The organism is Buttiauxella sp. AC142 (assembly GCF_979253435.1).
The window spans coordinates 4154775-4178744 of the sequence record NZ_CEEDCH010000001.1 but is presented as its reverse complement, the minus strand read 5'-3'; the positions used below and the strand labels follow the sequence as shown (position 1 = coordinate 4178744).

Below are 23970 nucleotides of genomic sequence, written 5' to 3'. Positions count from 1 at the left end.
AGGCTGCTGTAACATAATGTTAGCAAAGCGACTTTGCGAGAAATATCAGCAAATTCCTATTTCATTTGCTGGCTATTGACAGGTAACAGAGGTCTTAAAAAATCACTTAAAGTTGCAGAAATGTAAATAATAACCAATGTCCGTTGCGTGAGATATGTGGCATAACGCACAATGGTGCACCTGCATTTACTGTTAGCCCCGTTCACGATGAGCAAACCATTACAAAAACCGACCATTTTACATGTTGAAACCGTGGCCCGTTCACGGTTGTTTAATGTGGAAACGGTGGACCTGGAATTCAGCAACGGTGTGCGCCGTGTCTACGAGCGCATGCGCCCGTCCGCGCGCGAAGCTGTAATGATAGTCCCTATCGTTGATAATCATTTGATTTTGATTCGCGAATACGCGGTTGGAACGGAATCTTATGAACTCGGTTTTTCTAAAGGATTAATCGATCCGGGCGAGACTGTTTTTGAAGCGGCTAACCGAGAGCTGAAAGAAGAGGTGGGCTTTGGGGCTAATCAGTTAACGTTCCTGAAAAAGCTGACCATGGCGCCGTCTTATTTCTCGAGCAAAATGAATATCGTGATTGCGGAAGATCTCTATCCAGAATCTCTGGAAGGCGATGAGCCGGAAGAGTTGCCGCAAGTGCGCTGGCCGCTGGAATCGCTGCTCGATTTGCTGAATGAAGAAGATTTTAGCGAGGCGCGAAATGTCAGTGCGCTCTTCCTGGTGCGGGAATGGCTGAAAGAGCAGGGGCGTTTGTAAAACCTTTTTAACTCACCCGCCTCATATGAGGCGGGTGACATCTCGTTCTAGAACAACTCGTGGCTTTCGCCGTTATCAATTATCGTGGTTCCCACTTCATGCACCGCCTGCTGCGTCGGTTGGGTGCCCTCAATAAAGAACTCAGGACGGCTACTTCCGCCATTCGCCAACTGCCCGGTATAACGGTCAATATTTACCGTGACGATACCTGGCGGTGGAGTTAAGGGTTCTTCTGGTACACCTTCCAGAGCCGCTTTCATGAAATCATCCCACGCGGGTTGAGCACTCTTCGCGCCACCTTCGTAACCTGAGATCTGATCTTTGATGGCGCCTGATGCGGAGGTACGTCCAAGGTCACGGCGGTGATCGTCAAAACCAATCCATACCGATGTCACAACACCAGGCCCGTAGCCCGAGAACCAGGCATCTTTCGAGCTGTTGGTCGTACCGGTTTTACCCCCAATATCATTACGCTTCAGGTCACGACCAGCACGCCAGCCGGTGCCTTGCCAACCTGGCTCGCCGTAGATATTCGAGTTAAGCGCGCTTTTAATCAGGAACGCCAGCGGTGTATTGATGACATGCGGCGCGTACTCCGGCGGGCTGCTTTGGGCAACCAACTCACTGTTAGCTTGTTCAAGCTTCGGCATTGGAACGCTGGCATTCTGTGTTTCCTGAGACTGCGCGACGTCTTCAACATCCTTATTTTCCAGAACGTTAGACTTCTGCGTTTCGCCGTAAATCACGGGGATATCACAATCTGCGCAGGCGATTTTCGGTTTCGCTTCAAAGATGGTGCCGCCAATTTCATTCTCAATTTTTGAGATGTAATAAGGGTCAACCAGGAAACCGCCGTTAGCCATGACCGAGTATCCGCGCGCGACCTGCATCGGTGTGAATGATGCTGAACCTAAGGCGAGGGACTCGGTATGCACGATGTTTTGTGCAGGGAAACCAAAGCGTTGCAGGTATTCCGCCGCGTAATCAACACCCATTGCACGCATCGCCCGCACCATCACAACGTTTTTAGACTGGCCAAGGCCCTGGCGTAATCTGATTGGGCCTGCATATTCCGGTGGCGAGTTTTTCGGACGCCAGTCGGAACCGGCACCGGCATCCCAGCGGGAAATCGGCACATCATTGAGCACGCTCGCCAGCGTCAAACCTTTGTCCATGGCTGCGGTATACAGGAACGGTTTAATGTTGGAGCCAACCTGGCGCAATGCTTGTGTCGCGCGGTTAAACTTGCTCTGGTTGAAATCAAAACCACCCACCAGCGCCACAACGGCACCGTCATGCGGGTTAATAGAAACCAGGGCAGAGTTCACGTCCGGGACTTGTCCAAGCCACCAGCTTTCGTCAACTTTGCGCACCCACACTTGCTGACCGGCTTGCACCACGTCCGTCACTTTGCGTGGCGTTGGGCCTTGCGCGGTATCAGAGCGGTACGGTCGTGCCCAGCGCATACCTTCCATATTCAGGGCAACAGCACTGCCATCGGCCAGTAATGCCGTCGCTTCAGTAGGTGACGTCTGGGTAATCACGGCCGGGAATAAAGGACCATAAACGGGCAGGTTCTTTAATGAATCGACAATCTTGGTTTTGTCCCACGGCGTTTCGCCCACTTTCCACAACACATTTGACGGGCCGCGATAACCGTGGCGCATGTCATAAGCCATAACGTTGTTACGAACAGCTTGTTGTGCGGCTTGCTGCGTCTTACGGGTGATGGTGGTGTAAACCTTGTAACCATCTTCGTAAGCCTTCTCTCCGTATTTGGCGACCATATCCTGGCGCACTAATTCAGAGAGATACGGCGCAGAAAACGCGATTTCTGGGGCGTGATAATTCGCGTCGATTGGCTGATTACGCGCTTCGTCATATTGCGCCTGGGTAATGTAGTTTTCGCTCAACATGCGCGAAAGCACCACATTACGGCGGGAAGTCGCTCTATCCATCGAGTAAAGCGGGTTGAATGTTGACGGCGCTTTTGGCAAACCGGCAATCACCGCCATTTCACTGAGTGTCAGTTGATCAACGGACTTACCAAAATAGACTTGTGCTGCGGCACCCACGCCATAAGCGCGATAACCGAGATAAATCTTGTTGAGGTATAACTCGAGGATTTCGTCTTTGGTCAGCAGCTGTTCAATACGAATAGCGAGGAACACTTCCTTTATCTTACGCATCAGAGTGCGTTCAGGGCTTAAGAAGAAGTTACGAGCCAGCTGCTGCGTGATGGTACTTGCACCCTGCGAGGCATGGCCTGAAAACAGAGCCACACTGGCGGCGCGGAAAATCCCGACCGGGTCAACGCCATGGTGTTCGTAGAAACGGCTGTCTTCGGTCGCAATGAACGCTTTCACCATCACTGGTGGAATTTGTTCGAGCGTTACCGGAATACGACGTTTCTCGCCGTATTGAGCGATCAGCTCGCCATCAGCGCTATAAACCTGCATTGGAATCTGGAGTCGCACATCTTTAAGCGTGGCGACATCAGGCAATTGCGGCTCAATAAATTTGTAGAGCCCGAAGATCGAGCCTGCTCCCAGCAGAATGCAACACACTGCAAGGATTAATAAATACTTTACGAACTTCACCTTAAATTTCCCATTACGTTTCCATTGGGCAGTTTATAAACAACCGCGCGGTAGTATAAAGGCAAGCCAGTGGCATTGGTATGGCATTTTCCGTAACCGGCGATAAGGAGATCGTAAACATGGTGTTCACAACCTGGCAAATTGGCCTGGATATTCAAAATGAAAGCATTCGTGCTGTGGCGGTACAGCGCCAACGGCAAGGATGGCAGCTTCGGCACTGGTGGCAATTTTCACTGCCCGAAGCCACCTTTCGTGACGGTTTGTTAATTAATACCCAAGCGCTGACTAACGTCTTGTCAGCGTGGCGAAAAGAGTTACCGTTGCGCCATCAATTACGCGTCTCTTTTCCTACCCAACGAACGTTGCAACGCCCGGTTCCTATCCCCGATAAACGCCTTAGCGAACCAGCAAGCGAAGCGTATATCGCCTCAGCAACCGCCCGCCAGTTACAAATGTCCCCAGCCCAATTGTGTTGGGATTATTTAGCGTCACAAGATGTTGCAGACGCGCATGTGATTGTTGCTGCTCGGCAGACAGATGTCGCGTTATTGCTAAAGAGCTTAGCGCAGTTACGGCTCTTCCCCGCAACGTTAACCCCTGGGGCCAGTGCATTGCCGGCGCTCATTACGCCGTGCCATCTGGAGAAATGCCAATATCTTATCCATCGCGAGCACAACCACTGGCTGTGGGCCTCGACAGAGGTGATGCCGCGTTGGGGGTGGGCCGATACGGATGCCGTCCCGACGATTTTAGATTTGTGTCAGCAACTCAACACCGAGCCACAGTTTGTCGCTTTGAGTCATTCTCAGCCAGAACCACTCCTGCCTGGCGCAATGATTATGGATGCGTGGCAAGCGTTGTCACGTTTACAGCCTCCATTACCGCGCCATGGAGGGGCATTTACGGTAGCCATTGGGCTTGCCATCGGCGGGTTGTGCAGATGAAGCAGCTCATTAACCTACTCCCCTGGCGTCAGAGGCAGCGTCAACAAAGCGCTCAACGCTGGGGCGCATGGCTGATGCTGATTTTAATCATCGCCCCGTTACTCGTCGCTTGCGTGAGGCAATTTTCAGCATGGGAAATTAGCCAACAGCGGGTGAATAAAGAGTATCTGGGCAACATGTTGCCCGTGTTAAAAAACATCTACCAGAAGCGGTTGTTAGAGCAGGCACATAATCAAAAACTGCTGCAATTACAGCAAACCCGTGCCCAGCAACAGCGGGCAATTCAGGTCTGGGATGGACGATTAATACAGTTGGCTGACTTTTTACCTCCCGGCGTGTGGTTGTCTGCTTTAACGCTGCAAAAAAATCAGTTCGTTATTAAAGGGCATGCAGGTTTTTTGGACGACGTGCAGGCACTGGAAAAGGAGTTAACTCAGCTTGAGGGTGTTGCCACGGTTCGTACCGGAGCTGTTCAGTATGAAGCGCAGGGCGGGATGAGCTTTGTTTTCACTTTAACGTTGTCCGAGGTGGCGAATGCTCTGGCTAATTGAACGCTGGTTTAGCGGGGGCGTTTGGCTGCGCATCGTTTCAGTTATTGCGATAGGCGCAGTGGTCGCACTCGTGGCGTGGTTATGCCTTATCCGTCCGCAATATTCTTTGTTGGAGCAATTGCAAAAGGGCAATGAGCTAACGAGCCAGCAACTGGCAGATGTGCGCCACAAAATAGGCAAACTGACGCCGCTCAGTATGCCGCTCAAGCCGTCAAATGCTCCCTTTTTTTCTGTGGCGGAGTTTGTTGGGCAAGCTCACGGGAAACTATTGAAATGGCAGCCAGACGTGAAGCAAGGAACTCTGGAAATGCTGTTGCCATGGGAAAAATTGCCAGAATCGTTTTCCCGCCTCGCTGAGTATCACGTCGTGGCCGGTCACTCATTCACCATCACGGCACAAGGGGAATTACTCAAACTTGTTCTGGCAATGGAGTTTGCTGATGAACCGTAGCGTGTGGTTGGGCTTAATCATTGTGATGTCTTGCGCACACGCGATGCCTGCAAACCCTTTTCTGCCGCAGGTTTCTCCTTGTGAAAAATTAACCGCACAACTTGCAGGCTGGGTGTTGCAAGGAGTGATTGGCTCAGCAGTTACAAATACGGCGCTGATGCTGAGCCCTCAAGGAATCTGGCGTCGAATTAAGGTCGATAATGAGCTCGCACCAGGTGTGCGAATTGAAAGTGTGAATGAAGCGGGGGTGTCGGCAAAAATTGACCCTACCTGCCAGCCCGCAACTTATCGTTGGGAAATAAAAGGAAAAAATCATGCCATGGATACGAGTAATGTTGCTGGCGCTGCTACTGCCATTCACAAGCCGGGCCGATAAAGGTGTCTCTCTGATACTGGACAACGCGCCGGTCGCGCAAGTTTTACAGGCGTTGGCTGAGCACCAAAATATCAATCTCCTCATTGCGCCGGGTGTTGAAGGGATGTTGTCGCTTAATTTAATCAACGTGCCCTGGAAGCAGGCATTTCAACTCGTGTTGAATACTGCGGAATTGAGCCAGCAGCGAGACGGGAATGTCATTCAGGTGATGCCAAAAGCCCGGCAACGCGAACAGCAAGCGCAGGCTTTAGAATTACGCAAGCAACAAGTGCTTGAGCAGCCTATGCTTTATCAGGTCTTTGCTCCCCATCATGCAGATGTTGAGGATCTCTCTGCAGCATTAAAATCATCGGGGAATAAGATCCTGAGTCCGCAAGGCAACATCACGGTTGATAAGCGAACGAACCGTCTTATTGTCAGAGACAACAAGACGGTACTGAAGCAGGTCGCAGACTGGATGAGCGAAATGGACTTACCGATAGGGCAAGTCGAAATCGAGGCCCATATCGTCACTATTAATCAGGACAAGCTTCGTGAACTGGGCGTGAAGTGGTCTACGGCAGAGCAAACGGGTGACAGCAAGCTCTACCAGCCGACGGGAATTTCGGCGGATCTTTCAGTGAGCAATGCATCTACAAAAGTCGGGTTTAATATTGCCCGCATTGACGGGCGTTTGCTGGAACTTGAGTTATCAGCTCTGGAACAGCAACAGCAATTAGAAATCATCGCCAGCCCGCGTTTGATGGCGGCTCATCAACAACCCGCGAGCATCAAACAAGGCACTGAAATTCCCTATCAGGTTTCCAGTGGAGAAAGCGGGGCGACGTCCATAGAGTTTAAAGAAGCTGTTCTGGGGATGGAAGTGACGCCCACAATTCAGCCCCATGGAAACATTCGCTTAAAATTGCGCATCAGCCAAAACATGCCGGGGAGAAGTATTCAGCAAGCGGATGGCGAAGTGCTGGCGATAGATAAACAGGAGATAGAAACGGTGGTCGCGGTGAAAAATGGTGAAACCCTCGCACTGGGTGGGATTTTCCAGCAACATAACAAAGACAGCAGCGATAGTGTTCCCATTCTCGGCTCAATACCGTTGGTGGGTAGCCTGTTTCGCCACGACGCAAAAAATCATCAGCGCCGCGAATTAGTTGTCTTTATTACGCCCAGACTTATCCCGATTCCGTAGTGTTTTCTTTCATCAGCGCTGAGTTTTTCTTTGAAACGATGCCCAGGTGTTTGACGGCAGAGAGGAATTAGCTTACAAGGTGTACCGTTTCGAGAGGCTAGACGCTCAAGTTTGTGACAGATAACCCTGATTTATGCATTTTCTCCTTCACGAGAACGCTGGGGAATATAATCGGTTGCCAAACCACCTTGAGTATTGAGATAATTTTCAGTCTGACTCTCGCACTATCGCTTATGAGGTTTCAGTTCATGTCCCGCTGCACCTGGTTTTAACAGGGCGGGTTTATCATCAACGAATTGTCTTAGTAGTACCGAAAAAATGGCAGAGAAACGCAATATCTTTCTGGTTGGGCCTATGGGTGCCGGCAAAAGCACTATTGGGCGTCAGTTAGCTCAGCAACTCAATATGGAATTTTTCGATTCTGATCAAGAGATTGAGAAACGTACCGGAGCTGATGTGGGCTGGGTATTCGACGTTGAAGGCGAAGACGGCTTCCGCGATCGCGAAGAAAAAATCATCAACGAACTCACTGAAAAACAGGGCATTGTGCTGGCAACTGGCGGCGGCTCTGTGAAGTCTCGTGAGACCCGTAACCGTCTCTCCGCCCGTGGAGTTGTGGTGTATCTTGAAACCACAATTGAAAAACAGCTTGCCCGTACTCAGCGTGATAAAAAGCGCCCATTACTGCAAGTTGAGACTCCACCGCGTGAAGTTCTTGAAGCCTTAGCTCAAGAACGCAATCCTCTTTATGAAGAGATTGCTGATGTGACGATTCGCACTGACGACCAAAGTGCCAAAGTGGTTGCTAACCAGATTATTAATATGTTGGAAAGCAACTGATTCTGGCTTAATCGATAAAAACGCCTGCGGGCTAAGCAACATCAAGGTGGACTTCGCGTTATGGAGAGGTTAACAGTCACTCTCGGGGAACGTAGTTACCCTATCACCATTGCTGCTGGGTTATTTAGTGACTCGGCATCTTTTGGGCCGCTGAAAGCTGGCGACCAAACGATGCTGGTGACCAATGAAACCCTGGCGCCGCTCTACCTGGATAAGGTGCGTGGCGTGCTTGAGCAGGCGGGCGTTAAAGTCGATTCCGTCATCCTTCCGGATGGCGAACAATTTAAAAGCCTCGCTGTATTAGACACGGTCTTTACTGCGTTGCTTGAAAAGCCACATGGTCGTGATACGACACTTATAGCCCTTGGTGGCGGTGTCGTTGGAGACCTGACGGGCTTTGCTGCGGCGAGCTATCAACGTGGCGTTCGTTTTATTCAAGTTCCAACCACATTGCTTTCGCAAGTGGATTCTTCTGTCGGCGGAAAAACAGCCGTTAACCACCCCCTTGGTAAAAATATGATTGGCGCGTTCTATCAACCGGCATCGGTGGTGGTAGATCTCGACTGTCTGAATACTTTACCGGCGCGGGAGTTAGCATCTGGCCTGGCAGAGGTGATTAAGTACGGAATTATTCTCGACGGTGAATTCTTCAACTGGCTTGAGGAAAACCTGGATGCCTTGCTGGCGCTTGATGGTGAAGCTATGGCCTGGTGTATCCGCCGTTGTTGTGAGCTTAAAGCCGATGTTGTTGCCGCCGACGAGCGCGAAAGCGGCTTACGTGCTTTACTGAATTTGGGCCACACCTTTGGTCACGCTATAGAAGCTGAAATGGGTTACGGCAATTGGCTGCATGGTGAAGCTGTTGCCGCAGGTATGGTAATGGCAGCACGAACAGCTCAGCGTCTTGGAAACTTTAGCGAAGCCGATGTACAGCGAATCATTAAGTTGCTGCAACGCGCTGGGCTGCCAGTCACCGGGCCGAAAGAAATGTCAGCCGACGCGTATATGCCCCACATGATGCGTGACAAGAAAGTTTTGGCTGGTGAGCTGCGCTTAGTGCTGCCACTGGCAATCGGGAAGAGTGAAATGCGTGGCGGAGTGCCACACGATGTCGTTTTGTCCGCCATTGCTGATTGTCAGCAGGCTTAATTATTAGAAATTTCGGTCGCTGTTGTCAGGCGATTTTTAACTTCGGGTGATGTGCTGAGTTTGAATCGCTGGCATAAGCCTTTGAGTGGGGTGTTAAATGGATGAGTTTAAACCGGAAGACGAACTGAAACCCGATCCAAGCGATCGCCGTTCAGGTCGTACCCGCAGAGCTGATGAGCGTGAAAGTGAACCGCAAATCAATGTCGATGATGTTGAGTTAGATGCCGACGAACCTCGTCCAGCGCGTTCACGCCGTACTCGTGATGAAGAAGAGTATGAGAGCGATGATAACCTGCAAGTTGACGCAGAAGAACGTCGCCCGGCGCGCGCCCGTAAGAAATCCGCTAAGCCTAAAGTTCCGGTATCCCGCCAGCATCTGATGATGGGCATTGGCATTCTTGTGCTATTGCTGTTGATCATTGGAATTGGTTCGGCGCTTAAAGCCCCATCTACCGACACCGAAACTGTAAATCAGCAGCCGGGTGCGGAGAAAAACATTGATTTATCTGGCTCCAGTGGCAGCCCAGCCGATCAAGCTAACGGTGCACAGCCACAACCCGGTAACACCGCTGCGACTAATCAGACAGAAAATGCTGGTAACCCGCAAGAAGTGACGCTTCCAGCCATTTCTTCAACACCCACTGAAGCACAGACTCAGCCTGCACCTCAGGGCCAGCAGCGTGTGGAAGTCCCGGGCGATTTGAATAATGCACTGACGCAACAATCTGGTCAGATTGATAACGCAGTGAACAGCTCGACATTACCAACGGCCCCAGCGACCGTTGCAGCGGTAGCTGGCAGCAACGGTGCGACTACAGCGCCACGTCCTGTTGCGAAATCAGAGCCTGTGAAGCAAGCCGCACCTCGTCAGGAGCGCAAAACTGCAGTCATCGAGCCGCAACACAAAGCTCAGCCTGCTAAACAGCCTGCCGTGAAAGCAGAACCAAAACCGGTTGCGACGGCTAAACGTAGCGAGCCTGTTGCTGCTCCAGCACCAACTGTGACCGCACCAGCGAAAGCTCCGGTTACTGCAACTGCAACTGCGCCGAAAGCAACCGAAACCGCAGCCGCTCCTGCGCCCAAAGCCGCTGCCGCCGCACCAGTGACAGCAGCAACAGGTGCCGTAGCCGGTGATGCTGGCGCAATCAAAGGCGCGCCGGGTAGCCATTACACTTTGCAGCTTAGCTCTTCTTCAAACTCAGCAAATTTGAATGCTTGGGCGAAGAAAGAGAATCTGCAACACTATATGGTTTACCAGACGGTGCGAAATGGCCAGCCATGGTATGTTTTGGTTAGCGGTATCTATGCCAACAAAGATGAGGCAAAACGTGCCGTTGCAACATTGCCAGCTGATGTTCAGGCCAAGAACCCATGGGCAAAACCTATCCATCAGGTTCAGTCTGATCTGAAGTGATGAACAAGCGCAGCCGCTGTTGGAACCTTTCCACAGCAGGAAAAGGTGTAAATAGTTAGGCAGCATGAAAAAAAATCGCGCTTTTCTTAAGTGGGCGGGGGGAAATACCCCCTGCTCGAAGACATTAAAAAGTATCTGCCGAAAGGTGATTGTCTGATTGAGCCGTTCGTCGGTGCCGGCTCAGTCTTTCTGAATACTGATTACTCCCGCTATATCCTCGCAGATATCAATAGCGATCTGATTAACCTCTATAACATCGTCAAAACTCGCACAGATGAGTACGTTCAGGAGTCCCGAAAACTTTTTACTGCTGAACAAAACGACGAGCAGTCGTTTTATCTCAATCGTGCCGAGTTTAACCAGTGCAAAGATGAGTTTCGTCGTGCGCTGCTGTTTTTATATCTGAACCGCCATTGTTACAACGGCCTGTGTCGTTATAACCTACGTGGTGAATTCAATGTCCCGTTTGGCCGCTACATCAAACCCTACTTCCCTGAAGAAGAGTTGTATCATTTTGCCGAACGAGCACAAAACGCGACATTCCTTTGCCAGTCGTACGATGTCAGCATGTCGGATGTGAGTGCCGGGTCAGTTGTCTATTGCGACCCGCCGTATGCGCCTTTGTCTGCAACGGCTAATTTTACTGCATACCACACCGATAGCTTTAACATGGTGCAACAGCAACATCTGGCGAAGCTTGCGGAAAACCTGCGGGGAAATCGCATTCCCGTATTGATTTCCAATCACGATACTGAACTCACTCGGTTGTGGTATCACCAGGCAAAACTGCATGTTGTACAAGTGCGTCGCAGTATTAGCCGAAATGGTGGAGCACGAAACAAGGTGGACGAACTGCTGGCGCTGTATAAAGTCGGTGCCTGAGACGTTTCGTCCGCAGTCGTTTTTGATTTGCAATTGGAGAAGCGGATGAAACAGTTTTTGATTGCCCCCTCAATCCTCTCAGCCGATTTTGCCCGCCTGGGTGAAGATACGGCTGCGGTGCTGGCTGCTGGTGCGGATGTCGTCCATTTCGATGTTATGGATAACCATTATGTACCGAATCTCACTATCGGCCCGATGGTGTTAAAGTCGCTGCGTGATTACGGTATTACTGCTCCTGTTGATGTGCATCTGATGGTGAAACCCGTTGACCGTATCATTCCGGATTTCGCCGCCGCAGGTGCCAATATCATCACCTTCCACCCGGAAGCGTCAGAACACGTTGACCGTTCCCTGCAACTCATCAAAGAACACGGCTGTAAAGCCGGTCTGGTATTCAACCCGGCAACCTCTCTGAGTTGGCTTGATCACGTGATGGATAAACTGGATGTCATTTTGCTGATGTCTGTGAACCCAGGTTTTGGCGGTCAGTCATTTATTCCTCATACGCTGGAAAAACTGCGTCAGGTGCGGGAACGCATCGATGCTTCCGGCTATGACATTCGCCTGGAAGTTGACGGTGGCGTGAAGGTCGACAACATTGCTGAAATTGCCGCAGCAGGCGCAGATATGTTTGTTGCGGGTTCTGCAATTTTCAACCAGCCAAATTACAAAGCCGTTATTGACAGTATGCGCAGCGAGTTGGCAAAGGTAAGTCATGAATAAGTTAAATAAAATTCGCGGTATCGCCTTCGATTTAGACGGTACGCTGGTAGACACTGCACTGGGCCTGACACAAGCAATGGACCAGGCGCTGTATGCGCTGGAATTGCCGACCGCCGGTGAAGATAAGGTTGAGAAGTGGATTGGTAATGGGGCTGATGTTCTGGTTCAGCGTGCGCTGACCTGGGCATTAAAAGGCGAAGAGCCTGAAGCCGACAAATGCCGTATCGCGCGTAAACTATTTGATACCTTCTATGCTCAAACGGCGGAAGAGGGCAGTTTCCTGTTCCCTGAAGTGGCTACCACATTGGCGGCACTGAAGGAAAAAGGCTTGCCGATGGGGCTGGTGACGAATAAGCCGACGCCATTTGTCTTACCGATGCTGGAAAAGTTAGGCATTGCGCATTACTTCAGCGTCATTATTGGCGGCGACGATGTGGAAAACAAAAAGCCACATCCAGAAGCACTGCATAAAGTGATGGAGCAGTTGAACCTCGGTGCGGATGAGCTGTTGTTTGTCGGTGATTCTCGCAACGATATTCTGGCGGCGCAAGCTGCCGGATGCTGCTCAATTGGCCTGACTTACGGTTATAACTACGGTGAGTCTATCGAGCTGAGCAAACCGGATTACGTGTTTGATCACTTCAACGATTTACTGCCCGCATTAGGGCTATCTAGCAAAGAACATCAGGAATCAGAACATGAGTAAACCCATTGTCTTTAGTGGCGCACAGCCATCAGGTGAATTGACCATTGGTAACTACATGGGTGCGCTGCGTCAGTGGGTCCATATGCAAGATGATTACGACTGCATTTACTGCATCGTCGATCAGCATGCGATTACCGCGCGTCAGGATGCGACACAACTACGCAGCCGTACTCTCGATACGCTGGCGTTGTATCTGGCTTGCGGTATCGACCCGGCTAAAAGCACTATCTTTGTACAGTCTCATGTGCCAGAACATGCGCAATTGGGCTGGGTGCTGAACTGCTACACCTATTTCGGTGAGCTGAGCCGTATGACTCAGTTTAAAGACAAGTCTTCCCGTTATGCGGAAAACATTAACGCCGGTCTTTTCGATTACCCGGTGCTGATGGCCGCAGATATTTTGCTGTACCAGACCAATCTGGTGCCGGTCGGCGAAGATCAGAAACAGCACCTGGAACTGAGTCGCGATATCGCCTCACGTTTCAATGCGCTGTACGGTGATGTGTTCAAAGTGCCTGAACCGTTTATTCCGAAATCCGGTGCTCGTGTGATGTCTCTGCTTGAGCCGACCAAGAAAATGTCTAAATCAGACGATAACCGTAATAACGTTATTGGCCTGCTGGAAGACCCGAAAGCCGTCGTGAAGAAAATCAAACGCGCAGTAACCGACTCCGACGAGCCGCCTGTTGTGCGCTACGATACCGCCAGCAAAGCGGGCGTCTCCAACATGTTGGATATTCTTTCCGGTGTGACGGGTAAATCCATTACTGAGCTTGAGCAGCACTTCGAAGGCAAAATGTATGGTCACCTGAAAGGTGAAGTTGCTGAAGCGGTTTCTGGCATGCTCACTGAATTGCAGGAACGTTTCCACCGTTTCCGTAATGACGAAGCCTATTTGCAGCAAGTGATGAAAGATGGCTCCGATAAAGCCCGCGCACACGCCAGTGCTACGCTGAAGAAAGTCTATGAAGTGATTGGCTTTGTGGCACAGCCTTAATATTTAACACAACCCTCATCCTAACCTTCTCCCTCAGGGAGAAGGGATTGATCGGTTTTCTCCCTCTCCTGGGGGAGAGGGCTGGGGTGAGGGCGACCCCTCCCAACCATTCCTCCGCTAAATATCTTTTGTGACCCCATTCTCTTTTTGCATATTTCACGTTTGCCATTTATATTCATTTTAATGAAGATATAACCGTTCAATAAAATGAAGATTAATTATGAGCCGTAGCTTTATCAAGAAAGAAGGCGTCGCCCAGGCGAGCCTGGCACGTTATTTACTGGGTGAGAAAAACGGTAACCGACTGAAGACTATCGACGAACTTGCAACAGAATGTCGGTTCTCAGTCGGGCTGATTCAAGCCGCACTAAAAACTCTTGAGAAAGCGGGGGCGGTATCTGTTGAGCGTCGTGGGCGTAATGGCAGCTATCTGGTGAGCATGGATAACAAAGCCTTATTGGCTTTTGCTGATATTGGCAATGTAGTGTGTGCCATGCCGTTACCCTACACCCGTCTTTACGAGGGCTTAGCCAGCGGTTTGAAAGCGCAGTTTGATGGTATTCCGTTTTATTACGCGCATATGCGTGGCTCAGATGTCCGTGTCGAATGCTTGCTCAATGGCGTTTATGACCTGGCGGTCGTTTCCCGGCTGGCCGCGCAAAGTTATCTTGATAACACTGATGTTTGTATGGCGCTGGATCTTGGCCCGCACACCTACGTCGGAGAGCACAAGCTGATTCGCCGCGCAGGCGATCAACAGATTAAGCGTGTTGGACTGGACTCACGTTCTGCTGACCAGCGCATCATGACCGAGATTTACTTTTCTGGTCAGTCGGTTGAGATACTTGATGTGCCTTACCACGAGTGTATCAACCGCATCGCGAAGGGTGAAATTGATGCCGTCATCTGGAACGTGGGCGGCGAGGCCGATTTGGAATTGCTCGGTCTGGTGGCACAGCCGTTAAACGGTGACCCGCGTTACGTGCAGGCCTCCGAAGCCGTGGTATTAACGCGTGCGGAGGATGTGCCCATCCAGCAATTGCTGCGCACGGTAGTGAACAAAAGTGAGCTGCTTGCCCATCAACAAAGAGTGTTACAGGGTGAGCAGGAGCCAAGTTACTAAGTTTGATTAAGAGGTAAGGGCAGTGGAAGAGCGGCTAAATCTATTGTGTGATGCGGGGATTATCGACCGGGATATTTGCGAAGGTATGCTCAGTGTGGTTGAGCAGCTAGAGAGCGTATGGGCGATCCCGGTGCGAAATGAGCAAGGAGAAATGGCTATCACGCACATGGCGAACGCTTTGATGCGCAGCCGCCGTGGTGAGGAAATTGGCCCGCTTGATGACGAATTGCTTGAGGAAATTGTCATGTCGCAGGCCTATCCAGAACTTCTGCCGATTCATCGGGCAATGCTGGCACCGTTTGATGTCACGCTTCATCCCAATGAAGAGGGCTATCTGCTGGCCAACCTGTTTAGCCTTTGGATGGTCAGTAAAAGCTAAATCTTTTTTTATTCGTTCACTGCTTTGCTTTAAATATTCAAAAAAATGATTATTTAGAGTTTTTTGCATCATGGAGTCGAGAGGCAAGGGCATGTTTATTGAAGCACTCAAGGCACAAAATCCGGCGTTGATTGAGACCGCAATAAGGTTATGGCGTCAGGGCGATATTCTGCCAGATACCTGCGTTATCGACGTTGACCAGGTTCTGGAGAACGGTCGTCGTCTGCTGGAAATCGCCCAAAGCCACGGCATCACGCTGTATCTGATGACCAAACAAATTGGGCGTAATCCGTGGATGGCAAAACGACTGATTGAACTTGGTTTTCACGGCACCGTCGCTGTGGATTTTAAAGAAGCCCGCACGCTGCGCAATGCTGAAATACCCGTCTCGCACGTGGGCCATTTGGTGCAGACACCGACCAGCCTGGTCACAGAAAATGTCATCGCTTTGACGGAAATGATCACCGTTTTTTCGCTGGAGAAGGCGCGTGAAATCTCGAATGCAGCGCAGCGCTTCGGGCTTATCCAACCCATTATGCTGAAAGTCTTCGATGAGAAAGACAAACTTTATCCGGGGCAGGAAGCAGGATTTCCTTTATCCGATCTTGAGAATACCGTCGCCGCCGTCGGCAAAATGCCCGGTGTGAAAATCTCAGGACTGACCCATTTCCCGTGCCTGCTGTGGGATGACGAATTACAGAAAACTCTGCCTACGCAGAATCTGCATACGCTTTTGCAGGCTCGCGACCAACTTCGTAGCCTGGGCATTGAAATCGCTCAACTGAATGCGCCATCTGCGTCAAGTTGCAGCACGTTGCCGCTGCTTGCCGAATATGGTGTGACCCATGCTGAACCCGGCCACGCGCTAACCGGGACGATTCCCGCCAACCAGCGTGGCGACCAGCCAGAACGCATCGCTATGTTGTATCTCACTGAAGTATCACATCAATTTCAGGGGAATAGTTACTGCTTTGGCGGTGGCTACTATCGTCGGGGTCATGCTGAAAATGCCCTGGTTTACCCGGTGTCGAGCAGCGCTCCTTCTCGCGCAAACGTATTGCCGATGGATGACAGCAGTATTGATTATCACATCGGGCTGGAAGGTAAATTCCCGGTCGGTGTACCGGTCGTGATGTGTTTTCGCACGCAAGTTTTTGTAACGCGCAGCGATGTGGCTCTGGTTTCTGGAATCAGTCACGGAAACCCAGTGCTCGAAGCGCTGTATGACAGTCTCGGTAACCCCATTTGCGGAGGTCTACGTGAGTAAGTTTGTGGTGGTGGTGATAGATAGTTTTGGCGTGGGCGCTATGGATGACGTTCCGCAAGTCAGGCCTGAAGATATTGGTGCAAATACCTGTGGGCATATTTTGCGGCATTTCCCGCAATTGCGTTTGCCGGTGCTTGAAAAACTCGGCCTGATTAATGCGTTGGGTTTTACCGAAGGCGTCATGCGACCTTCGGTAAACGCAGTTTACGGGACGGCAGCATTGCAACATGAAGGTGGCGATACTTTCATGGGACACCAGGAAATACTTGGAACCCGGCCTCAAGCCCCGCTGCGTATGCCTTTCTCAGAGGTTATTGATGAAGTTGAGCAAGCATTAAAAGCCGATTGTTGGCAGGTAGAACGGATAGGTGATGAGCTGCAATTTTTATGGGTGAATCAGGCGGTTGCGATTGGCGATAATCTCGAGGCCGATCTTGGTCAGGTGTTTAACATCAGCGCTAATTTAAACGCCATCTCCTTCGACGAAGTTCGCGCCATTGGTGAAATCGTGCGTCACTGTGTGCAAGTCGGGCGGGTGATTGCTTTTGGCGGATTACTGGAAAGCAGCCAGCAACTTCTTGATGCAGCCGAAGAAAAACAAGGCACTTATATCGGAATCAACGCGCCGCGATCGGGTGTATATCAGCAGGGCTTCCAGGTTGTGCATATGGGCTTTGGCGTGAATGGTCGCGTGCAAGTGCCGCAAAAATTACATGACGCAGGCGTCAAAACGGTATTAGTCGGTAAAGTTGCTGATATTGCTCTTAACCCGCACGGCATCAGTTATCAGAACCTCGTTGATACCCAACAGATCATGGATATCACGCTTGAGGAAGTACAAAAGCCGGGTGATGTTTTTATCTGTACCAATATTCAGGAAACTGATTTGGCCGGTCATGCCCAGGACGTCGCGCGTTATGCTGAGCGCCTGGAAGTGGTCGATACAAATCTTGCGCGCCTGATGAATGCGCTACAACCCTGCGATTGTCTGGTGGTTATGGCCGATCACGGCAACGATCCGACTATCGGCCATAGCAAGCACACCCGCGAAAATGTCCCGCTTCTGGTCTGGCAGCCAGGCATATCCCATTCATACCTTGGTGCCAGAAAAACACTGTCTGATGTTGGTGCGACAGTCTGCGAATTCTTCGCGGCAAGCGCACCACAAAACGGCACTTCTTTCCTGTCACTTCTTAATACTTCCAATACCGGAGGCAATCATGGCTGAACCGCTGCGAATTGACGCGTCGGGTTATACCTATGCTCACGAGCATCTGCATATCGACTTGTCGTCATTCAAAAACAATATTGATTGCCGCCTGGATCAATACGATCTGATTTGTGCGGAAATGAAAACGCTTTACGGATTAGGCGTGCGCAACATCATTGAGATGACCAACCGCTACATGGGGCGTAACCCGCAGTTTATGCTAGATATTATGCGTGACACCGGCATGAATGTTGTGGCCTGCACCGGCTATTACCAGCATGATTTCTTCCCCGAACACGTCGCCAGTACCAGCGCAGAAAAACTGGCGCAGGAGATGATCGACGAAATCGAAATCGGCATTGAAGGCTCTGAGCTTAAAGCGGGCATCATTGCTGAAATCGGCTCAAGCGTGGACGTCATCACGCCGGATGAAGCAAAAGTGTTTTCTGCTGCGGCGATGGCACACCGTGAAACAGGGCGTCCAATTTCGACGCACACCTCTTTTAGCACCATGGGCCTGGAACAACTAGCGTTACTCAAAAGCTACGGCGTGGATCTGTCCCGCGTGGTTGTCGGCCATTGCGACCTGAAAGATAACCTCGACAACATTCTGCGCATGATTGAGCAGGGCGCGTATGTCCAGTTCGATACCATCGGCAAAAACAACTATTACCCGGATGCGAAGCGCGTAGCGATGCTGCAAGAAATCGCCAGCCGCGGCTTACTCGACCACGTCATGCTCTCTATGGATATTACCCGCCGCTCGCATTTAAAAGCCAACGGCGGCCTCGGTTTTGATTATTTGCTGACAACGTTTGTGCCTTTGTTGCTGGAGGCGGGTTTCTCTCAGGCCGACGTTGATTTGATGTTACGTGACAACCCCTCTGTCTTCTTTAAATAAGGATTTCCCATGAAAAAGATCGGTGTTGCTGGCTTACAGCGCGAACTTATTAAAAAAACTATCGAGACGTCCGCACCTGACTGCTTTGAAGTGTTTATTTACAACGATATGGAAGCGGCTATGAAAGTGAAATCAGGCCAGCTCGATTACTACATTGGTGCCTGTAATACCGGTGCTGGCGCGGCGCTGTCGATTGCTATCGCCGTGATTGGTTACAACAAAAGCTGCACGATTGCGAAGCCAGGAATTAAGGCGAAGGAAGAGCAGGTCGCCAAAATGGTTGCGGATGGGAAAGTCGCTTTTGGCCTGTCGGTGGAGCATATCGAACATGCCATCCCGATGCTTATTGCTCATTTAAAATAAAGGCAACGCTATGGATTTCTATATTCAGATAGTTGTGGTGGCTTGCCTGACCGGGATGACGGCGCTGCTGGCGCATAAGTCAGCGGCAGTGTTCCACGATGGTATTCGCCCCATCCTGCCTCAGCTTATCGAAGGTAATATGAATCGCCGCGAAGCAGGCAGTATCGCTTTCGGCCTGAGTATTGGCTTTGTGGCCTCGGTTGGGATTTCATTCACGCTCAAAACCGGTTTGCTGAACGCCTGGCTGTTATTCCTGCCGACCGATATTCTCGGGGTATTAGCGGCAAACAGCCTGTTGGCGTTTGGTATGGGAGCTGTCTGGGGCGTGTTGATCCTGACTTGCCTGATCCCGGTTAACCATTTGCTGACAGCCCTCCCGGTGGATGTGCTCGGGTCGCTTGGCGAGTTAAGTTCGCCGGTCGTTTCCGCTTTTGCTCTGTTCCCTCTGGTAGCCATTTTTTACCAGTTTGGCTGGAAGAACAGTCTGTTTGCGGCGTTTGTGGTGTTGATGACCCGCGTGCTAATTGTGCGTTTCTTCCCACATCTCAATCCTGAATCTATCGAAATTTTCGTCGGCATGGTGATGCTGCTGGGGATTGCGATTGCTCAGGATCATCGTACCCGTGATGAACGCGAGCACGATGACGGAGGGCTTTCTGTCTTTGAAGAGCGCACATCGCGCATCATCAAAAACCTGCCGTTTATAGCGATTGTCGGCGGGTTGATTGCGGTGGTTGCCAGCATGAAGATCTTCGCCGGTTCTGAAGTGTCGATCTTTACGCTTGAGAAGGCATATTCAGCCGGTATTACACCGGAACAATCACAAACGCTGATCCATCAGGCAGCACTTGCCGAATTTATGCGCGGGCTTGGGTTCGTGCCGCTGATTGCCACTACGGCGCTGGCGACGGGTGTTTACGCTGTGGCAGGTTTTACGTTTGTCTATGCCGCAGGGTATCTCATTTCCAACCCGCTATTAGCCTTTATTGTGGGGGCGGTCGTGATTTCAGCCGAAGTGTTGCTGTTGCGTTCCATCGGCAAATGGCTGGGACGTTACCCGTCTGTGCGTAACGCATCGGACAACATTCGTAACGCGATGAATATGCTGATGGAAATGGCGCTGTTGGTTGGCTCTATTTTTGCGGCTATAAAAATGGCGGGTTACACCGGCTTTACCATCGCGGCGGCGCTCTATTTCCTGAACGAAGCTTTGGGACGTCCGATTCAGAAAATGGCCTCACCGGTCGTGGCGGTGCTGATCACCGGTATCGTGCTGAATATTCTCTATTATTGCGGCCTGTTTATTCCGGTCTGATTTCTCTCTTTGCCCACGGCCCTGAAGGGCGGTGGGCTTCACGGAGTGCATAAAGTGAAAACCTGGCCTTTGCAGAGCCTGACGATGGAACAGGCGCAGCGTAAACAGTTTCAACTGGTGGATACTATTTGCCGCCATTTTCCCGGCAGTGATTTTCTTAGCGCCGGTGACCTGGGTTTAGTGCCTGGCCTCAATCAGCCGCAAATGACCCAGCGTGTTGAGTCGGTACTGGCCGATTTCTTTGGCGCACCCGCAGCGGCTCTTGTGCAAGGTGCAGGCACGGGCGCAATTCGCAGTGGTTTAGCCGCTTTGTTGAAATCCGGTGGGAGTTTACTGATTCACGATGCGCCGCTTTATCCCACCACTGCTGTCATTGCGGAACAAATGGGCTTGCAGCTTATTCGTGCCGATTTTAATCAGCTTGAAGACGTGAAAAGGGCGATAGAAGAGCACCGTCCGCAAGCGGCACTGATTCAACACACACGCCAGAGCATCAATGATTCGTATCATTTGCGGGAGGTTATCGCCTGTTTTAATCAATACAATTTGCCATCGCTCACGGATGATAATTATGCCGTGATGAAAGTGGAGAGGATTGGTTGTGAATGCGGCGCCACTCTTTCGACTTTCTCGTGTTTCAAGCTTTTCGGCCCGCCGGGCGTTGGCGTTGTGGTTGGGGCTGAAAAGGCTGTGAATGCTGTACGCCAGAGTATGTATTCAGGCGGTAGCCAGATTCAGGGTTTCCAGGCCATGGAAGCATTACGCGGATTAGTGTTCGCACCTGTTATGCATGCGGTTCAGGCTCAGGTAAACGATAGTCTGGTCGAACAACTCAATACGAGCAGTATTGCGCAGGTTAAACAGGCGTTTATCGCCAACGCGCAATCGAAAGTTTTGTTGGTTGAGTTTCACCAACCGATTGCAGAAAAAGTTCTGGCGAAAGCACAGCAACTGGGCGCATTACCGTATCCGGTGGGTGCTGAGTCGAAATATGAAATCCCGCCGCTTTTTTACCGGGTGTCAGGTACTTTCCGTGAGTCTGACCCAACGCTTGAACAGCGCATGATTCGTATTAATCCAAATCGCAGTGGTGCAGAAACGGTATTGAGAATATTGCGTGAAAGTTGTGAAGGTATATAAAAAAACACCCTCATAAAGAGGGTGTCACATATTTAATGTGGCTTGTTTATTTTGATTCATCCGCAGGGCCACAGCCGCCGATAATTCTTGAGATAGAAATTGCTGGGTGAAGAAGATAATCATAACCACAGTTTTTGCTTTTGTTTTCAATGTGACCACTACATGCGGTCAGCGTTGAGATAACGGCGAATAATGCGGTAATTTTCACAAGCTTAATCATTGATATTCCCTATCATAATTGGATTGGACTATTTGGATATATAAAAAAGGCTTCTCAGTATATGAGAAGCCTTAATTATTGCTAAGTCCGAAACCAGACAGAATATGGGCGAAATTTATGTTGATTATTAGTGATTTGAAAACCAGTTTAATTTTTCGCGTAATGCAACGACGCTGCCGACAATAATAAGCGCAGGGCTTTCAACCTGGGTTGATAATTCACCCAGTTCACTTAAAACACCACTCACAACCCGCTGTTTAACCGCAGTGCCATTTTCGACCAGCGCGACGGGCATTTGAGCCGACATTCCATGCTCAATGAGTTTTTCCTGAATGGCGGGTGCCTGGTTCAAGCCCATATAAAATACCAGCGTTTGTTTTTCAGCAGCCAGATTTTGCCAATCCAGTTCGCCGCCTGTTTTAAGGTGGCCCGTCACCAGACGCACGCTTTGCGCGTAATCGCGGTGAGTTAACGGGATGCCTGAGTAAGCGGAACAGCCAGATGCCGCAGTAATTCCAGGCACCACGGAGAACGGAATGCCGCCTTCGCACAAGGTTTCCAACTCTTCGCCACCACGACCAAAGATAAACGGATCGCCACCTTTCAAACGCACCACGCGTTTACCGCTTTGCGCTTCACGCAGCAGGATCTGGTTAATCTCTTCTTGTGGGACGCAGTGATAACCCGCGCGTTTACCCACAAAGACGCGGTCCGCATCGCGACGCACCAGGTTCATAATGTCATCTGATACCAGACGGTCATAGACCACTACGTCAGCCTGTTGGATTTGCTGTAATCCTTTGAGCGTCAACAACCCGGCATCCCCAGGACCTGCACCGACCAGCACCACTTCGCCACGATGATCGAGTGGTGTGGCGAACATGGATTCGGTTTCTTTGTCGATAGCTAGTTTGTCTTCGTTCGCTAAATATTGTGCAAGGCGATCGTTGGTGAAGAACTTTTCCCAGAAGCGACGGCGCTCGCCCATGGTTTTGAAATTGGCTTTTACCCGGCCACGCAGCGTCCCGGCATAAGAGGCAATTTTCCCCAGATGCAGCGGCAGAATAGCTTCGAGTTTTTCGCGTAGCAGACGAGCAAGAACAGGGGAGGTGCCACCGGAAGAAACGGCAACCATCAACGGTGAGCGGTCGATAATTGATGGCATGATGAAGCTTGCCTGTTTTGGTGCATCAACCACGTTACAGAAAATACGGCGGGATTCAGCCGCATCGCTGACTTGCTGATTGACTGCATCGTTGTCTGTGGCGGCAATGGCCAGCCAACAAACATCGAGCAGTGCGGGATTAAATTCACCCTGAGCCAAAGTTATCATGCCCTGTTCCGCCCACACATGGAATTGCGGGGAGAAGTCCAGGGCATTCACAGTGACCAGTGCACCTGCCTCCATCAACAAACGCGCTTTACGTTCTGCAACATCGCCACCACCAACAAGCAAACAGGCACGACCTTGCAATTGACAAAATATAGGCAGGTGATCCACGGGTAATCCTCAAAAATTAATGACGTGCAGTCTCCGGCGTGGCGATTCGCTCAGGCTGTGGACGCTCGGATTTCGGAGTAGCATACCAATAACCCAGACCCATGAATACTACGCCAGAAAGGGTATTCCCAAGCGTTACCCACAGAAGGTTGTGACCGATACCAGCCATCGTGTACGCATCGCTGTGATGACCAAACCAGGACAGGGCAAACAGCGTCATGTTCGCGATGGAGTGCTCGTAACCTGAAGCGATAAACGCCAGCAGACACCACCAAATTGCGATGAATTTAGCCGCGCCTTCAGTGCGGACAGCCATCCAGATTGCAAGGCAAACCAACCAGTTACACAGTGCGCCTTTGAAGAACAACACCATTGCAGGAGCTGAAGTTTTTGCCAGCGCTGCGGTGTGAACCAGGCTGGTATCTAACGGCAGCAGGCTACCGCCGCCCCACTTGTAAAGCAGAGCAACAAACACTGAACCTACCAGGTTACCTAACCAGGTTTGCGGCAAAATACCCCACATCTGACCGTGAGAAATTGTGCCCGCTTTCACACCGAACGTCAGGAACATAGTGTGTCCGGTGAATAGTTCAGAGCCTGCGATGATGACCAGCGTCAGGGCGATACCGAAAGTCGCACCCATAACCAGCGGGCGAAACGCTGGGTCAACCAGGTTCCCCAGTGTGAAAATCAGGATGATGCCAAGCCCTACATAAGCCCCCGCCATTGCGGAGCTAATCCAGAAACCAAGCGGGTTATTTTTTGACAATCGGGCAATGCGAGCGGCATTCGCCGCACATTTATTAATGGTATCGGTGAACATTTTTGTTATCCCAACAAATTGAAAGAAAAAATAAATAACTGAAATTTCTCCCTCACCCCGGCCCTCTCCCTGAGGGAGAGGGGGAAAACCGAGTTAATTCCCTCTCCCTCAGGGAGAGGGTTAGGGTGAGGGTTGTTTTAA

General features: G+C 50.8%; 24 protein-coding genes and 1 pseudogene. 21 read left to right on the top strand and 4 right to left on the bottom strand.

Annotated features, from left to right (window positions below; genetic code table 11):
- Nucleotides 1–207 precede the first annotated feature (207 nt).
- Nucleotides 208–768 carry an ADP compounds hydrolase NudE gene (gene nudE / locus AC0IWZ_RS19535; protein ID WP_034499176.1) on the top strand — a complete coding sequence of 187 codons (561 nt, stop codon included), beginning with the start codon at nucleotides 208–210 and terminating at the stop codon, nucleotides 766–768.
- Between the two features lie 47 nt (nucleotides 769–815).
- Here nudE and mrcA read toward each other — a convergent pair whose 3' ends face one another.
- Entirely contained in the window at nucleotides 816–3368 is a 2553-nt protein-coding gene (gene mrcA / locus AC0IWZ_RS19530) for a peptidoglycan glycosyltransferase/peptidoglycan DD-transpeptidase MrcA (RefSeq protein ID WP_034499139.1), read from the bottom strand.
- Between the two features lie 80 nt (nucleotides 3369–3448).
- On the opposite strand from mrcA, the gene AC0IWZ_RS19525 reads away from it, so the two are divergent.
- The 20 genes and pseudogenes from AC0IWZ_RS19525 to AC0IWZ_RS19430 all read left to right on the top strand — a co-directional run bounded on the left by AC0IWZ_RS19525 (nucleotide 3449) and on the right by AC0IWZ_RS19430 (nucleotide 21285).
- Nucleotides 3449–4312 (top strand): type IV pilus biogenesis protein PilM, encoded by an 864-nt coding sequence (locus AC0IWZ_RS19525; protein ID WP_471680518.1) that lies wholly within the window; start codon nucleotides 3449–3451, stop codon nucleotides 4310–4312.
- A gap of 74 nt (nucleotides 4313–4386) precedes the next feature.
- On the top strand, nucleotides 4387–4863 hold the full coding sequence (locus AC0IWZ_RS19520; RefSeq protein WP_471678667.1) for a PilN domain-containing protein: 477 nt from the start codon (nucleotides 4387–4389) through the stop codon (nucleotides 4861–4863).
- Nucleotides 4847–5314: a HofO family protein gene (locus AC0IWZ_RS19515; RefSeq protein WP_471678668.1), complete on the top strand. Its 468-nt coding sequence runs from the start codon at nucleotides 4847–4849 to the stop codon at nucleotides 5312–5314. The genes AC0IWZ_RS19520 and AC0IWZ_RS19515 overlap by 17 nt, the downstream gene beginning before the upstream one ends.
- Nucleotides 5304–5690: a HofP DNA utilization family protein gene (locus AC0IWZ_RS19510; protein ID WP_410373320.1), complete on the top strand. Its 387-nt coding sequence runs from the start codon at nucleotides 5304–5306 to the stop codon at nucleotides 5688–5690. The genes AC0IWZ_RS19515 and AC0IWZ_RS19510 overlap by 11 nt, the downstream gene beginning before the upstream one ends.
- Complete coding sequence (pilQ, locus tag AC0IWZ_RS19505) at nucleotides 5629–6876, top strand: type IV pilus secretin PilQ (protein WP_471678669.1); 1248 nt, start codon at nucleotides 5629–5631, stop codon at nucleotides 6874–6876. The genes AC0IWZ_RS19510 and pilQ overlap by 62 nt, the downstream gene beginning before the upstream one ends.
- 318 nt (nucleotides 6877–7194) lie before the next feature.
- Nucleotides 7195–7716 (top strand): shikimate kinase AroK, encoded by a 522-nt coding sequence (gene aroK, locus AC0IWZ_RS19500; RefSeq protein WP_034460280.1) that lies wholly within the window; start codon nucleotides 7195–7197, stop codon nucleotides 7714–7716.
- Nucleotides 7717–7776: 60 nt separating this feature from the next.
- Nucleotides 7777–8865 (top strand): 3-dehydroquinate synthase, encoded by a 1089-nt coding sequence (aroB, locus tag AC0IWZ_RS19495; RefSeq protein ID WP_034499131.1) that lies wholly within the window; start codon nucleotides 7777–7779, stop codon nucleotides 8863–8865.
- Nucleotides 8866–8962: 97 nt separating this feature from the next.
- Entirely contained in the window at nucleotides 8963–10279 is a 1317-nt protein-coding gene (gene damX / locus AC0IWZ_RS19490; protein ID WP_471678670.1) for a cell division protein DamX, read from the top strand.
- A 64-nt stretch (nucleotides 10280–10343) separates the two neighbouring features.
- Nucleotides 10344–11161, top strand: a pseudogene (gene dam, locus AC0IWZ_RS19485) (adenine-specific DNA-methyltransferase).
- Nucleotides 11162–11206: 45 nt separating this feature from the next.
- A complete protein-coding gene (rpe, locus tag AC0IWZ_RS19480) occupies nucleotides 11207–11884 on the top strand; it encodes a ribulose-phosphate 3-epimerase (RefSeq protein ID WP_034499126.1) in 678 nt (225 codons plus the stop codon).
- Entirely contained in the window at nucleotides 11877–12590 is a 714-nt protein-coding gene (locus AC0IWZ_RS19475; RefSeq protein WP_034499125.1) for a phosphoglycolate phosphatase, read from the top strand. Before rpe ends, AC0IWZ_RS19475 begins: the two co-directional genes overlap by 8 nt.
- Entirely contained in the window at nucleotides 12583–13587 is a 1005-nt protein-coding gene (gene trpS, locus AC0IWZ_RS19470; protein ID WP_034499123.1) for a tryptophan--tRNA ligase, read from the top strand. The genes AC0IWZ_RS19475 and trpS overlap by 8 nt, the downstream gene beginning before the upstream one ends.
- Before the next feature lie 220 nt (nucleotides 13588–13807).
- Complete coding sequence (gene yhfZ, locus AC0IWZ_RS19465; protein WP_471678671.1) at nucleotides 13808–14710, top strand: GntR family transcriptional regulator YhfZ; 903 nt, start codon at nucleotides 13808–13810, stop codon at nucleotides 14708–14710.
- Between the two features lie 22 nt (nucleotides 14711–14732).
- Nucleotides 14733–15089 carry a PRD domain-containing protein gene (locus AC0IWZ_RS19460; RefSeq protein WP_471678672.1) on the top strand — a complete coding sequence of 119 codons (357 nt, stop codon included), beginning with the start codon at nucleotides 14733–14735 and terminating at the stop codon, nucleotides 15087–15089.
- A 91-nt stretch (nucleotides 15090–15180) separates the two neighbouring features.
- Nucleotides 15181–16356 carry a YhfX family PLP-dependent enzyme gene (locus tag AC0IWZ_RS19455; RefSeq protein WP_471678673.1) on the top strand — a complete coding sequence of 392 codons (1176 nt, stop codon included), beginning with the start codon at nucleotides 15181–15183 and terminating at the stop codon, nucleotides 16354–16356.
- The gene (locus tag AC0IWZ_RS19450; RefSeq protein WP_471678674.1) at nucleotides 16349–17584 is read left to right on the top strand and encodes a phosphopentomutase; all 1236 of its coding nucleotides are present in this window, start codon (nucleotides 16349–16351) and stop codon (nucleotides 17582–17584) included. The genes AC0IWZ_RS19455 and AC0IWZ_RS19450 overlap by 8 nt, the downstream gene beginning before the upstream one ends.
- Nucleotides 17577–18467 (top strand): phosphotriesterase-related protein, encoded by an 891-nt coding sequence (locus AC0IWZ_RS19445; RefSeq protein ID WP_404979393.1) that lies wholly within the window; start codon nucleotides 17577–17579, stop codon nucleotides 18465–18467. Before AC0IWZ_RS19450 ends, AC0IWZ_RS19445 begins: the two co-directional genes overlap by 8 nt.
- 9 nt (nucleotides 18468–18476) lie before the next feature.
- Nucleotides 18477–18830 carry a DUF2620 domain-containing protein gene (locus AC0IWZ_RS19440; protein ID WP_034499110.1) on the top strand — a complete coding sequence of 118 codons (354 nt, stop codon included), beginning with the start codon at nucleotides 18477–18479 and terminating at the stop codon, nucleotides 18828–18830.
- Nucleotides 18831–18840: 10 nt separating this feature from the next.
- Complete coding sequence (locus AC0IWZ_RS19435) at nucleotides 18841–20145, top strand: YhfT family protein (protein WP_034499109.1); 1305 nt, start codon at nucleotides 18841–18843, stop codon at nucleotides 20143–20145.
- Nucleotides 20146–20199: 54 nt separating this feature from the next.
- Nucleotides 20200–21285: an aminotransferase class I/II-fold pyridoxal phosphate-dependent enzyme gene (locus tag AC0IWZ_RS19430; RefSeq protein ID WP_471678675.1), complete on the top strand. Its 1086-nt coding sequence runs from the start codon at nucleotides 20200–20202 to the stop codon at nucleotides 21283–21285.
- Between the two features lie 46 nt (nucleotides 21286–21331).
- On the opposite strand, the gene AC0IWZ_RS19425 is transcribed toward AC0IWZ_RS19430, so the two are convergent.
- From AC0IWZ_RS19425 to nirC, 3 genes are all read right to left on the bottom strand, one after another.
- On the bottom strand, nucleotides 21332–21505 hold the full coding sequence (locus AC0IWZ_RS19425; protein ID WP_034499105.1) for a YhfL family protein: 174 nt from the start codon (nucleotides 21503–21505) through the stop codon (nucleotides 21332–21334).
- 127 nt (nucleotides 21506–21632) lie between these two features.
- Nucleotides 21633–23006, bottom strand: a complete 1374-nt coding sequence (gene cysG, locus AC0IWZ_RS19420; RefSeq protein ID WP_034499103.1) for a siroheme synthase CysG — start codon at nucleotides 23004–23006, stop codon at nucleotides 21633–21635.
- Between the two features lie 16 nt (nucleotides 23007–23022).
- Nucleotides 23023–23829: a nitrite transporter NirC gene (nirC, locus tag AC0IWZ_RS19415; RefSeq protein WP_034499100.1), complete on the bottom strand. Its 807-nt coding sequence runs from the start codon at nucleotides 23827–23829 to the stop codon at nucleotides 23023–23025.
- Nucleotides 23830–23970: the final 141 nt, after the last annotated feature.